Annotated in this window: 9 protein-coding genes; all 9 read left to right on the top strand. The window is 53.5% G+C overall.

Going from position 1 to position 13,347, the window contains the following annotated elements:
• Positions 1 to 8: 8 nt before the first annotated feature.
• Positions 9 to 746 (top strand): PAS domain-containing protein, encoded by a 738-nt coding sequence (locus RIN69_RS16050; RefSeq protein ID WP_313853023.1) that lies wholly within the window; start codon positions 9 to 11, stop codon positions 744 to 746.
• A gap of 1,068 nt (positions 747 to 1,814) precedes the next feature.
• Complete coding sequence (gene tssB, locus RIN69_RS16045) at positions 1,815 to 2,312, top strand: type VI secretion system contractile sheath small subunit (RefSeq protein WP_313853021.1); 498 nt, start codon at positions 1,815 to 1,817, stop codon at positions 2,310 to 2,312.
• A 33-nt stretch (positions 2,313 to 2,345) separates the two neighbouring features.
• On the top strand, positions 2,346 to 3,893 hold the full coding sequence (tssC, locus tag RIN69_RS16040; RefSeq protein ID WP_313853020.1) for a type VI secretion system contractile sheath large subunit: 1,548 nt from the start codon (positions 2,346 to 2,348) through the stop codon (positions 3,891 to 3,893).
• A gap of 48 nt (positions 3,894 to 3,941) precedes the next feature.
• Positions 3,942 to 5,246, top strand: coding sequence for a type VI secretion system baseplate subunit TssK (gene tssK / locus RIN69_RS16035; RefSeq protein ID WP_313853019.1), 1,305 nt, complete (start codon positions 3,942 to 3,944; stop codon positions 5,244 to 5,246).
• Positions 5,243 to 5,932, top strand: coding sequence for a type VI secretion system protein TssL, short form (gene tssL, locus RIN69_RS16030; protein ID WP_313853016.1), 690 nt, complete (start codon positions 5,243 to 5,245; stop codon positions 5,930 to 5,932). Before tssK ends, tssL begins: the two co-directional genes overlap by 4 nt.
• Complete coding sequence (locus RIN69_RS16025) at positions 5,929 to 7,647, top strand: OmpA family protein (protein WP_313853015.1); 1,719 nt, start codon at positions 5,929 to 5,931, stop codon at positions 7,645 to 7,647. Before tssL ends, RIN69_RS16025 begins: the two co-directional genes overlap by 4 nt.
• A 5-nt stretch (positions 7,648 to 7,652) precedes the next feature.
• A complete protein-coding gene (gene hcp, locus RIN69_RS16020; RefSeq protein ID WP_313853013.1) occupies positions 7,653 to 8,144 on the top strand; it encodes a type VI secretion system effector Hcp in 492 nt (163 codons plus the stop codon).
• Positions 8,145 to 8,306: 162 nt separating this feature from the next.
• Positions 8,307 to 10,973, top strand: coding sequence for a type VI secretion system ATPase TssH (tssH, locus tag RIN69_RS16015; protein ID WP_313857771.1), 2,667 nt, complete (start codon positions 8,307 to 8,309; stop codon positions 10,971 to 10,973).
• On the top strand, positions 10,970 to 13,345 hold the full coding sequence (locus RIN69_RS16010) for a type VI secretion system Vgr family protein (RefSeq protein ID WP_313853011.1): 2,376 nt from the start codon (positions 10,970 to 10,972) through the stop codon (positions 13,343 to 13,345). The genes tssH and RIN69_RS16010 overlap by 4 nt, the downstream gene beginning before the upstream one ends.
• Positions 13,346 to 13,347 lie beyond the last annotated feature (2 nt).

Genomic DNA, 13,347 nt, shown 5'->3' with positions numbered 1-13,347 from the left:
GAACTATTATGTCTAGTGATGCATTTTCCGAGAAGAAAAAATCAATCTCAAATCATATGTCCTTACCTAAAATGCTTACAAATACACTCGATCAGATGCATGAACCATATGCAATAAAGGATATAAACTCTCGTTATATCTATGCTAATAGAGCGATTGCGAAATTAGTGGGATTAAGTTCGCCCGACTATATGCTTACAAAACAGGAGAGTGAGTTGGAGTCAAGGCTGACAGAGAGTCAGTATATTGTTGATGAATGGCAGCATCAGGATAGAATAGTCGTGCAGAATCATAAGTCGATTACTATGCTGGAAATACATTTACAACAATTGAATCATCCGTACATCATCAGAAAACTACCTTTTTATGACGATGGTGGGCATTGTGTTGGGGTGGTACTGCATTCCAAAAGCATAGAAAATTTCAACCTAAACAAATATATAAAAATAAATGCACCCAGTTCCCTATTGCTTAATAAACCCGATGAGTTTTTTAACGAACCAGAGTGCGAGTTTGTGTTTCTGAAGCTTCAAAGGATGAGTAATAAGGAAATCGCCACTGTTTTGCAGCTCTCTTATGCGGCGGTTGATGAACAGATTGGAAAAATCTATGAAAAATGCGACGTCACGCATACGGATGATTTTATCGAATTTTGTGAACGGCGTAACTATCATCGCTATCTTCCTGAGAGCTTCATTCAGCAGAAAGGAAATGTATTCAAGAAGGATAATAATTTTATTATTTAATAGTTAATTATTAAATTTAATAGCGATAAGCAGAGTGTTTAGTCGCCAACCAAAAAACGCTCTGCTTTAGCTATTGGTGGTATTTTAGCCGATCGATCAGAGTAAACGTCACGCTGTTAAAATGAGGCAGTAGTCTCATTTTAACCGGCGTTGTCGTCGATTCTGATGCCAGCAGGTGAGGGTTAGAGAGAGTATCAATTACTCAATTTGCCGGGTAGTGATTACACTTAAAAGTAGCGTTTTTAGCGGTAGAATTTTCAATGATTACAATATCTCAAAGCATTTATATAATTGTTAGTGCAATTTTATTCGTTGCAATAATTAGCTCGAAAATTAACCAGTCTCAGGCAAAAAAAAGCCCCTTACCGTGGGTAAGGGGTTGCCACTTTGGCCAACACCAGGGAAATCGTTTTTGTAGGTGAACCTATCCTTTGGTATAGGTTTTAAAACATCGTATACGGTTTTTACAGATTGAGCAAGAGAATAAATAAATAACAATGACGATATTTTGTACGATGCGGTTATTTAATAAACCTCATTAATATCCCGCTAAGTGAATTTCGGCGAGACTGAAGTCGCAAATTAGCCGCACAGGTTGTAATATCAATGTTATAGCGAGTTATCTTATTCGTTATCAAACTTATTATTTTCTCAGAGCAGAGATTATAATTACGTAAAGTTAATCGGTCACGCTACCATAACCGTCTTAGCCCCTCTCCAGCCCCATTTCCCCGGCAATCAATCGCAGCGCAAGCATCGGTTGTCATTATTTGTAACTTACATAACCACTAATAGTTAAATATGAGTGATTATTTCGCTCAAAAAACCATCGATTACATCACAGCTTTCACAATAAATTTTCCCTGTCTTTCGGATAAATCCTGGTATTCTTAAGTGATTTTTATCAATAACTTATCTCAAATTGTTGGAAAATTCTTAGTTAAATCAGTAACAAGGATCGAAATTGCTCACTTGCTACCTGTAAAAGTTTTGCTATATAGTCGCCTGGAATCACATATGGAAAGTGTGCTTACTCTCGCTTTCCGGGGCAATATTACAGGAATTAATATGAGCAATTCTTATCAGAATGAAATCCCGAAAGCGCGTGTTAATATTAAATTAGACCTGCATACGGGTAACGCTGCGCTTAAGACCGAACTGCCGCTGAAACTGCTGGTGACCGGTGATTTCAGCAATGGCCAGGAGCAGCGTGTGCTGTCCGAGCGCGAAAAGGTCAACGTTAATAAAAATAATTTCGACAGCGTGCTGGCGGAATTTTCTCCTGCTGTAAATCTCTCCGTTGAAAACACGCTGGCCGGCGACGGCAGTGATGAGAACGTCCGCCTGACCTTCCGCGATATGAAAGATTTCACGCCGGAGCAGGTCGCCCGCCAGATCCCTCAGCTGAAAGCGATGCTCGCCATGCGCAACCTGCTGCGTGACCTCAAATCAAACCTGCTGGATAACGTCACTTTCCGCAAAGAGCTTGAGTCCATCCTGAAAAATCCTGCCCTGAGTGACGAATTACGTCGTGAACTGTCTGCACTGGCGCCGGAAAAAGCCTGATCGCTGACGTTATTAACGGATTAATACGAGAGAATGCTGATGTCTGTTCAAAATGAAACCACCTCTGCCGGTGAAACCATCGTGCTGGATCGCCCGGTTGTGGGCGGCGTTTACGCTTCACTGTTTGAAAAAATTAATCTCAGCCCGGTTGCGCAGCTAAGCGACCTGGATATCTGGCAGGATGCTCAGGCTATGTCTGATGCTTCGGCGGATGAGCGCCTGACGGCCGGTATGCAGGTGTTCCTGGAGTGCCTGAGTAAAGCCGGTTCAAAGGTCGACAAGCTGGACAAAACGCTGATTGACCACCACATCGCCGAGCTGGATTTTCAGATTAGCCGCCAGCTGGATGCGGTCATGCACCACGAAGAATTCCAACGCGTTGAGTCACTGTGGCGCGGTGTGAAATCGCTGGTGGATAAAACCGATTTCCGTCAGAACGTAAAAATTGAATTGCTGGACCTGTCTAAAGATGACCTGCGCCAGGATTTTGAAGATGCGCCGGAAATTATTCAGAGTGGCCTGTATAACCACACCTACATTGCTGAATACGACACCCCGGGCGGTGAGCCAATTGGGGCACTGATTTCCGGTTACGAGTTTGACGCGTCTGCTCAGGACGTGGCGCTGCTGCGTAATATCTCTAAAGTTGCCGCAGCGGCACACATGCCATTTATCGGTTCCGCTGGCCCGAAATTCTTCCTGAAAGACTCGATGGAAGAGGTGGCTGCGATTAAAGATATCGGTAACTACTTTGACCGTGCCGAATATATCAAATGGAAATCTTTCCGCGAAACCGACGACTCCCGCTACATCGGTCTGGTGATGCCGCGCGTGCTTGGCCGCCTGCCGTACGGCCCGGATACCGTTCCGGTGCGCAGTTTTAACTACGTGGAAGAGGTGAAAGGCCCGGATCACGGTAAATATCTGTGGACCAACGCCTCTTTTGCCTTTGCCGCCAATATGGTGCGCAGCTTTATTAACAACGGCTGGTGCGTACAAATTCGCGGCCCGCAGGCCGGTGGTGCGGTGCAGGATCTGCCAATCCATCTTTACGACCTGGGCACCGGTAATCAGGTGAAAATCCCGTCAGAGGTGATGATCCCGGAAACCCGCGAGTTTGAATTCGCCAACCTCGGTTTTATTCCGCTGTCGTATTACAAAAACCGTGATTACGCCTGCTTCTTTTCGGCCAACTCCACGCAGAAACCGGCGCTGTACGACACCGCTGATGCGACCGCCAACAGCCGCATCAATGCACGCCTGCCGTATATCTTCCTGCTGTCGCGTATTGCTCACTACCTGAAGCTGATTCAGCGTGAAAATATCGGCACCACCAAGGATCGTCGCCTGCTGGAACTGGAACTCAATACCTGGATTCGTGGGCTGGTTACTGAAATGACCGATCCGGGCGATGAACTGCAGGCCTCACACCCACTGCGTGATGCAAAAGTGGTGGTGGAAGATATCGAGGATAATCCTGGTTTCTTCCGCGTGAAGCTGTACGCGGTGCCGCACTTCCAGGTGGAAGGAATGGACGTGAATCTGTCACTGGTTTCCCAGATGCCTAAAGCTAAATCGTAAGGCGGGTAATCTGTGAAAACGGAACAACCGTTATGGGGCAGGGGGATCATGGTCTCGCCCCAACATTTCCAGCAACAGGCCGCATACGCGGCCTGGTCAGCAGAGTGTATTGCACGAATGGGCCTCAGCCATCCCTGGGGAATTATTGAGGCCCTATTTGAGCCGGCGGCACTTAAGCTCGGTCGCTTGCAGGCTCGTCATCTGCACGTTCGTTTTCAGGACGGAACGCTTGTCGATACCGGCAATGCTGATGCGTTGCCGCCAGTGCTGTCTCTTGACGGTGAGTCACATGAAACCGTGGTGGTATTGGCACTGCCGCTGCTGCGCGCCAATGGTGGCAACTGTCTGAAGCCTGATGAGGTGGCAGAGCGGCCTGTGCGCTATCGCCAACGCTGGCATGATGTTCGTAACCAGTTTGGTGACGATACCCGCCAGATTGCCGTAATGCAGCCAGAGCTGACCCTGCGTTTTGCCCATCAGAATAACAGCGACTATCTGACCTGTCCGGTGGCGCGCCTGCAGCAGGATTCTCAGGGGCTCTGGACGCTTGATGAGGCTTTTCTGCCGCCGTTACTGACGATACAGAGCAGCAGCTGGCTGATGATTCAGCTGGAACAACTGATGAGTCAGCTCCGCGCCCGTTTAACGCGTCTGATGGCGATGCGCCGTGAAAGCAATGAACGAATGGCGGATTTTGCCGTAGCTGATGTCTCGTTGTTCTGGTTGCTGAATGCCCTGAATAGTGCTGAGCCGGTATTGGGGCAGTTTCAGCGTTTTCCTCAGAGCGCACCGGAGCGTCTGTATCCGGAACTGGCACGTTTGGCGGGTAGTCTGCTGACTTTTTCGCTGGAGCATCAGGTCAGCGCCATCCCTGTCTGGCAACACGAGCAACTGAATACGGTATTCCCGCCGCTGTTTGACTTGCTGAGTGACCTGCTGGAAGCCAGCCTGCCTTCGCGAGTAGTAGCTATTGAGCTTACTCATGACAAACGACTGCGCCAGTGGTTGGCACGTCTGCAGGATCCACGACTGCGCGAAGGCGCTGATTATTATCTGTCTGTTCGCTCTCCACTTCCGGCGGCGCAGCTGCAGGAGCAGTTCGCGCGCCAGTGCAAGGTGGGCAGTCCGGATTACGTCACCAGTCTGGTGAATGCCTCTCGTCAGGGAATTCCACTGAATCCTCTGCGTCATGTGCCGGCCGCGATTCCACTGCGTCTGGAAAATCAGTATTTCTCCCTCGATCTGTCCCATCCGGCAGCACGGGAGATGCTGGAGAGCGGCAGCTGTATGTTCTATACCCCAGGTACGCTCGGCGAGCCTGATCTTGAACTCTATGCGGTACTGAGAACATGAGTGACAACAAACGCGGGATAGCCGCGTCCTGCAATATCGATGCGCTGTTGCAGGATACCTGGTTGCAGGTAATCAGCCTGCGTCATGGTCCGGAGTTCAAAGATGGTGAAGGCCGGATGCTGTGGGATCGCTGCGTGGCGGACGTGGAGCGCGTGCAGCAGGCTCTCAAAGACGCTGGTGTGGATGAAGCGAGCTGCCAGCATATCCTCACCGCTCAATGTGCGCTATTGGATGAGGCGGTAAAAAGTCGGGGTGTACAGGATGATGCCTGCGTGCAGTGGTATGACATCCCTCTGCAGGGGCATTTTCTCGGCACTATGGAAGCGGGCGATACCCTGTGTGACCGTATGCGTGACGTTCTGCGCGAATCCTCACCGGACGAGACAGTGCTGACCTGCTTCCAGCGAGTGATGATGCTGGGCTTCCTCGGCAGCTTTCGCTCAATACACGATCCGCAACGGCAAAAACTGGTCGCCGCGCTGAGTGAGCAGGTTGCGCCATTCAGTTTTCCACAGAGCCATCCGATACTGGCCGAGAGCCGCGCCGGACGTGGGATGAGTGGTTGGCTTTCCAGTTGGCCTGTGCGAATTGGCCTGAGCATACTTATCCTTGCCGCATTGTGGTGGGGCCTCAGCCATTGGCTGGATCAGTTGCTGACAACCCTGTTGCCTGAGGCGGTGAAATGAGTCCTGCTCAACAGCGCCTGCTGGTGTTGTGGGCGGTGCTGCTGAGCGGCGTCGTCTGTCTGGGGTTTCTGCCGGCGTCACGACTGGTGGCTGTTTTACTGATGCTCGCTATTTGGGGCCTGATTTCGGTGGTTTGGTTTATCACCCGCCGCCGGGCTGATCATACCGCAGTGGCTCGTCTTGATAATTTGCCGGAGGTGGCATATCGCCAGCCAATCGTGCTGGTTTGCGGCGACCTGCCGCAGGACTGGCCGGAAGTATCACAGGTACTGACGGTCACTCAGGGCTGTTGGATTCGGGTCGAAGATCATCAGGATGTGGATCAGGTGGCGCGACAGGTGCTGGAACTGCGTCCGGACTGGGGACGTCAGCTGTCGGTGATGGTCAGCGTCTGTCCGCAGAAGCACACCGACACCGAAGCGCTTACCAGCCGTTTACTGGTCCTGCGCTGGCAAATCAGCCAGCTGCGTCGTGAAACGGGTCATACGGTGCCGCTGGTACTTAACGGTCAGGTGGGCAGCGCCGTAATGAGCGATATGCTCTGGCAGGCCGCGATTCCGGGGGAAGGCATCAGCGTATGGCGTGAATCCTCCGCACCCTGTTCGATTGCGGCCTGGGTCACCACCGGCGGTGCGATGGCAATGCAGCAGCAGGTGCTGATGAACAGTCTGATGAGCTGGTATAAGCAACACGTCAAGACGGTGTTTATGGACGAGAACCCGGACATTCCGGCCATTGCGCCGACCGCTGTGCTGTGGGGAATTGGCCCGGCTTTAAGAGGTGTAAAAACTTTATCGCTCTGGACGGCCTGGTTAACGCGCCATACCGCGATGCAGAACGTGGCTGGCTGGCATCCTGCCTGTGCTGAAACTTCGGCGATGTCGCTGATGCCAGATTTTGTGCTGCCAATATTGCCGGAAGGTCAGGGACTGACTGGCCTGCAAAAAGCCTGGCGCTGCGGGCTGGTGATTTTCACCCTCGCTGCAGCCGCTGCTCTGTGCAGCAGCGGCTGGAATAACCGCCAGTTACTGCAGCGTCTGAGCTTCGACATTCAGCATTACGATCGTATCTCAATGGATGATTACGGTCCGAAAGCGGCTGCGGTGAACGTACTTCGCCAGGATGCGGCTCAGCTGGATCAATGGGCACGCAACGGTGAACCATTACGCATGAGCCTTGGTTTGTATCAGGGCGAGCGCCTGCGCCTGCCAGTACTGAATGCAGTCCGCTCTTACGTGCCGCCACCTCCACCGCCGCCGCCGCCACCAAAACCAGAGCCAAAGCCGGTGCCGAAAATCATCCGCCTCGACAGCATGTCGCTGTTCGACTCCGGTAAAGCCTTACTCAAAACCGGCTCGACCAAAATGCTGGTGAACTCGCTGGTCGGCATCAAGGCCAAACCGGGCTGGCTGATTGTGATAGCCGGGCATACCGACATCACCGGCAACTCGCAGCTTAATCAGACGTTGTCGCTAAAGCGTGCTGAAGCGGTACGTAACTGGATGCGAGACACCGGTGACGTGCCGGAAAGCTGTTTTGCGGTGCAGGGCTATGGCGAAAGCCGTCCGATCGCAACGAACGACACGCCGGAAGGCCGTGCGCTTAACCGGCGTGTCGAAATCAGTCTGGTACCGCAGGCGGACGCCTGTCAGCTACCAGGTAATACCCCCACGTCATCTCAGGATGATGACGTTGATAACAATCTAATGGAGTAAATCTCATGGCAATTCCTGTTTATCTTTGGCTGAAAGACGACGGCGGCGCGGACATTAAAGGATCAGTGGACGTTCAGGATCGTGAAGGCAGCATCGAGATCGTTGCTCAGGAACACAACCTGTACATCCCGACCGATAACAACACCGGCAAACTGACCGGTACCCGCATCCACACGCCGTTCCTGTTCACCAAGGAAATCGACTCTGCCAGCCCGTATCTGTACAAAGCGGTGACCACCGGCCAGACCCTGAAATCGGCTGAGTTTAAGTGGTTCAAAATCAACGACGCCGGTCAGGAAGTTGAGTATTTCAACACCAAACTGGAAAACGTGAAGGTAGTGAAGGTCAATCCGGTGATGCACGACATCAAGGATCCGTCCTTTGAGAAGCATAACCACCTCGAGCAGATCGAGCTGCGTTACGAAAAAATCACCTGGACCTACAAAGACGGCAACATCATTCATTCCGATTCCTGGAACGAACGCGCCACCGCGTAAGTCGCTGGCGGACAGGTTTCTGTCCGCCATTTCTTTCCTGAGTGCCCGGCCTCTCGGGTACTGAGCAAAGCATCCCTCAATTTGGAAATCTGACCTGATGCGCTTTGGTTACAGCGATGGGCGGTAGCGTGCCTGAAGGTCTCTGACAGCGAGTTAATGAACATGGAAAACCCGGCTATCCTATTGCGTCGTCTGAATCCTTACTGTGCCCGTGCTATGGAAGGCGCTGCTTCACTGTGCCAGACCCGTGCGCATGCGGAAATCCTGCCGGAACACTGGCTGCTGAAACTGCTGGAGCAGGGTGAAGGTGACCTGACGGTGCTGGCGCGTCGCTACGAATGGGACATGGATGCAATCTGGCAGGATCTGCTGGGCTGGCTGGATAAACTGCCGCGTTCGGTGCGCGGTCGCCCTCAGCTTTCCGCCAGCATTCAGTCTCTGATGCAGGAGGCCTGGCTGCTGGCGTCGCTGGCGGGTGAAGAGAGCATTCGCGGCGTGCATCTGCTGATGGCGCTGGTCGATAAACCGGCGCTGATCGGTTGTGATGGCCTGTGGCCACTGCTGACCCTCGGTCAGAGCCAGCTGGTACGGTTACGCCCGCTGCTTGATGCGCAGTCTGATGAGCGCCCGGAAGTTCAGCAGCAGGCGGAACTGGCGCAGCATCACGGCGGGGAAGTCGAATTTGTCGGTCTTCCGGCTGAGGCCGGGCTACAGGAAGGTGAGCTGTCACCGGCGCTGCAGAACGCGCTGGACAAGTTTACCCTCGATGTCACCGCTAAAGCGCAGCAGGGCAACATCGACCCGGTATTTGGCCGTGACAGTGAAATCCGTCAGATGGTGGATATTCTCTCTCGCCGTCGCAAAAATAATCCGATTCTGGTCGGCGAGCCGGGAGTGGGTAAAACCGCACTGGTGGAAGGGCTGGCGCTGCGTATTGCCGAAGGTAATGTGCCGGAAAGTCTGAAAACTGTCTCACTGCGCACTCTCGATCTCGGGCTGTTGCAGGCAGGAGCTGGCGTAAAAGGCGAATTTGAACAACGGCTAAAAAACGTGATCGACGCAGTCCAGCAATCACCGACGCCCATTTTACTGTTTATCGATGAAGCCCACACCATTATTGGCGCGGGTAACCAGGCCGGTGGGGCAGATGCCGCCAACCTGCTGAAACCGGCACTGGCGCGCGGTGAACTGCGCACTATCGCGGCCACCACCTGGAGCGAATACAAGCAATATTTTGAGCGCGATGCTGCGCTGGAGCGCCGCTTCCAGATGGTGAAAGTCGATGAGCCGGACGACGATACCGCCTGCCTGATGTTGCGCGGCCTGAAATCCCGCTACGCCGAACATCATGGCGTACATATCACCGACGACGCGGTGCGCGCCGCCGTCACGCTTTCCCGTCGCTACCTTACCGGACGCCAGCTGCCGGACAAAGCGGTTGATCTGCTGGATACCGCGGCGGCGCGAGTGCGCATGAGCCTGGATACCGTGCCGGAAGCGATTACCCAGCTTAAAGCACAGCTGACGGCGCTGGAACTGGAGGCGCAGGCGCTGCTGGAAGATATCGCCGTCGGCGGAAATAAACATGGTGACCGCCTGTGCGCGATTGAAACACAGCGTGCACAGCTGGAAGAGACCCTGCAACAGCAGCACGCCCACTTTGCTGAGGAACAGCGGCTTGCGCAGCAGCTGATGGCGTGTCGCCAGGATATCAGTCGTCAGGTGGAAATCCACTCTCTGCAGCAGCAACTCGATACTCTGCAACAACACAGCGCTCTGATTCAGATTGATGTCGATACCCGCACCGTGGCGAACGTGATTGCCGACTGGACCGGCGTGCCGCTGTCTTCGCTGATGAAAGATGAGCAAAGCGAACTGCTGACGCTGGAAAATGAAATCGGTAAACGCGTGGTAGGGCAGGATGTGGCGCTGGTCGCCGTTGCGCAGCGCCTGCGCGCCGCCAAAACCGGGCTCACTTCTGAAAACGGGCCGCAGGGAGTATTTCTGTTGGTAGGGCCAAGCGGAGTGGGTAAAACCGAAACCGCGCTGGCGCTGGCCGACGTGCTGTATGGCGGTGAAAAATCACTGATTACTATCAACCTTTCAGAATACCAGGAGCCGCATACCGTTTCGCAGCTGAAGGGTTCTCCGCCGGGCTATGTCGGTTACGGCCAGGGTGGGATTCTCACCGAAGCGGTACGCAAACGTCCGTATAGCGTGGTGCTGCTGGATGAGGTGGAAAAGGCGCACCGCGACGTCATGAACCTGTTCTACCAGGTATTTGACCGTGGATTTATGCGTGACGGTGAAGGGCGTGAAATCGATTTTCGCAACACGGTGATTCTGATGACCTCCAATCTTGGCAGCGATTCTATTATGCAGCTGCTGGACGAACAGCCGGAGGCCACTGACGGCGCGCTGCAAGAACTGCTGCGGCCAATATTGCGCGACCATTTCCAGCCCGCACTGCTGGCGCGTTTCCAGACGGTTATCTACCGCCCGCTGGCGCCAGCCGCGATGCGCACTATCGTTGAGATGAAGCTCGGCCAGGTCAGCAAGCGCTTACATCGACATTACGGCCTGACTACCCATATCGAAGACAGCCTGTACGACGCACTGACCGCCGCCTGCCTGCTGCCGGATACCGGCGCACGTAATGTCGACAGCCTGCTTAATCAGCAAATATTGCCGGTACTGAGTCAGCAACTGCTCACACACATCGCCGCGCAGCAGAAACCTCAATCACTGACCTTCGGCTGGGATGAAAATGAAGGTATTGCGCTTGAGTTTAATATGGATGTTGCCCTGACAGAGGGATACAAGGAATGAGTAATAATCCGTTATCACTCATCTTCAGCCACAGCCACCATGTGCTGGCGGTACGTGACTGCCAGTCGCCGCTGGATGTGCTGGTTTTTGATGGTGAAGATGCTCTCAGCCAGCCGTTTAAATATCGGGTTGAGTTTACCAGTCCAGACCATACCATCAGCCGCGAAGCGATGCTGATGAAATCCGCCTCCCTGACATTACAGGCACCGGTCGACCAGGGTTACGGCATTAAAATTCAGCAGCCGGTGCGGGTAATGCAGGGGGTAGTGACCGGATTTGAGCGACTCAGCACCTCAAAGGATGAAACCCACTACGCCCTGACGCTGCAGCCGCGGCTGGCGTTGCTCGACCGCTCGCACCAGAACGCTATTTACCAGGATTTGTCGGTGCCGCAGATTGTGGAAAAAATTCTGCGTGAGCGCCACAACCTGCGCGGTCAGGATTTTCTGTTCTCCCTCACCCGCGAGTATCCGCGACGCGAGCAGGTAATGCAGTATGGCGAGGACGACCTGCACTTTATTCGCCGCCTGCTCGGCGAGGTGGGAATCTGGTTCCGCTTCACCACCGACACACGTCTGAATATTGATGTGGTGGAGTTTTACGACAGCCAACAGGGCTACGAGCAGGGCATGACCTTGCCGTCAGTGCCGCCCTCCGGTCAGCATGACCAGGGGGTGGAATCTGTCTGGGGTATGGAAAGTCGTCACAATGTGGTGCAGAAACAGGTCAGCACCCGTGACTATAACTATCGCCAGGCGATGGAAGATATGAACACCCTGGTGGATGTGTCCCGTGGCGACACTACCACCTACGGCGATGCCTATCACTATGCGGATAACTATCTGACCCGGGGCAGTATGCATGACCGCAATCCGTCACCGGAGTCCGGTGCGTTTTATGCCCGGATTCGTCATGAGCGCTATCTGAACGGTCAGACCCGGCTGGCTGGCATCACCAACTGCGCGACGCTGTCGCCGGGCCAGCTACTGCAAGTGACCGGAGGTTATGAGGTCACTGAGACCTTTACCAAAGGGGTGGTTATCACCGCGATGACCAGCCACGCGCAGCGCGACAGAAGCTTTGAGGTTCATTTTAACGCCATTCCGGACAGCAGCGACTACGGCTTTCGCCCGGAGCCAGGCGCTCGCCCGGTAATGGCAGGCACGCTACCGGCGCGCGTGACCAGCACCACCGAAAACGATACCTACGGTCATATCGACAAAGATGGTCGCTACCGCGTCAGTGTTTTGTTTGACCGCGACAGCCGGGAGACCGGCTTTGAGAGCCTGTGGGTACGCCAGTCGCGCCCTTACGCCGGGGGCGCCTACGGCTTGCACCTGCCGCTGCTGGCAGGCACCGAAGTGGCGATTGGTTTTGAAGGTGGTAATCCGGATCGTCCGTATATTGTTGGCGTACTGCACGACTCGGCGCATACCGACCACGTCAGCATCCGCAACTTTAAGCGCAACGTACTGCGCACACCCGCCAACAATAAGATTCGACTGGACGACAGCCGTGGTCAGGAACACATCAAAGTTTCGACCGAATACGGTGGCAAAAGCCAGCTGAACCTCGGGCATCTGGTGGATGGGGAGAAGCAGAAGCGCGGGGAAGGTGTTGAACTGCGCAGCGATGACTGGGTTTCAGTTCGCGGTGGTAAGGGGCTGCTGCTTACCACCCAACTGCAACCGAAAGCGATGGCCCAGCAACTGAGCATGGATGAAATTAAACGTCAGTTGTCAGATGCATTGTCATTGGCGCAATCTTTCTCTGATTTATTGCAGACAGCGCGTATTGATCCAATGGATAACAGTACCCAGCAACAGTTTTTACATCAAAACCTGGATCAGTTACAGCAACCTGCCATTGTTGCCGGAGCCCCCGGGGGTATAGCCCTGTCGACCCCTCAGCATCTTCAGTTAAGTGCAAACCAGAATCAGATGATAACAGCCGGTGGGAATACGGAAATCAGCGCGTTAAAACGTATGGTACTGGCATCGAAAAAAGGCTTTGTTGCATTTGTTCATGAACTGGGCATGAAGCTGGTAGCCGCCTCAGGCAAGGTGGAAATTCAGGCACAAACTGATGCGATGGATATTACCGCCAGCAAAGCACTCTCTGTCACCAGCACCGATGACGAAATTATCATTTCGGCAAAGAAAAAAATTACTCTGCAGTGTGGAGGTTCCTGTCTGACGATCGACCCGACAAAAATTGAGCACAACACCGGCGGAAGCTTTTCTGTTAAAAGTGCTGATTTTGATTATGCCGGACCGGCAAAAAAGGAGGCGCCTTTCCCTAAATTTACCGCATGTGAATCTATCTCAGCGGAAGCAGCGAGTCAGGGTGACGCCACTGTGCCACTCAAATAAGG

It is taken from the genome of Winslowiella toletana (assembly GCF_032164335.1).
Lineage (GTDB): Bacteria > Pseudomonadota > Gammaproteobacteria > Enterobacterales > Enterobacteriaceae > Erwinia > Erwinia toletana_A.
Note: the sequence above shows the minus strand (reverse complement) of the source record. Positions and strands in the feature narration are given on the sequence as shown.

What these genes read in the sequence shown, in the direction of transcription:
- RIN69_RS16050 (WP_313853023.1), top strand. Translation starts at nt 9, where the DNA reads ATGTCTAGTGATGCATTTTCCGAGAAGAAAAAATCAATCTCAAATCAT.
- tssB (WP_313853021.1), top strand. Translation starts at nt 1,815, where the DNA reads ATGAGCAATTCTTATCAGAATGAAATCCCGAAAGCGCGTGTTAATATT.
- tssC (WP_313853020.1), top strand. Translation starts at nt 2,346, where the DNA reads ATGCTGATGTCTGTTCAAAATGAAACCACCTCTGCCGGTGAAACCATC.
- tssH (WP_313857771.1), top strand. Translation starts at nt 8,307, where the DNA reads ATGGAAAACCCGGCTATCCTATTGCGTCGTCTGAATCCTTACTGTGCC.
- RIN69_RS16010 (WP_313853011.1), top strand. Translation starts at nt 10,970, where the DNA reads ATGAGTAATAATCCGTTATCACTCATCTTCAGCCACAGCCACCATGTG.
- tssK (WP_313853019.1), top strand. Translation starts at nt 3,942, where the DNA reads ATGGTCTCGCCCCAACATTTCCAGCAACAGGCCGCATACGCGGCCTGG.
- tssL (WP_313853016.1), top strand. Translation starts at nt 5,243, where the DNA reads ATGAGTGACAACAAACGCGGGATAGCCGCGTCCTGCAATATCGATGCG.
- RIN69_RS16025 (WP_313853015.1), top strand. Translation starts at nt 5,929, where the DNA reads ATGAGTCCTGCTCAACAGCGCCTGCTGGTGTTGTGGGCGGTGCTGCTG.
- hcp (WP_313853013.1), top strand. Translation starts at nt 7,653, where the DNA reads ATGGCAATTCCTGTTTATCTTTGGCTGAAAGACGACGGCGGCGCGGAC.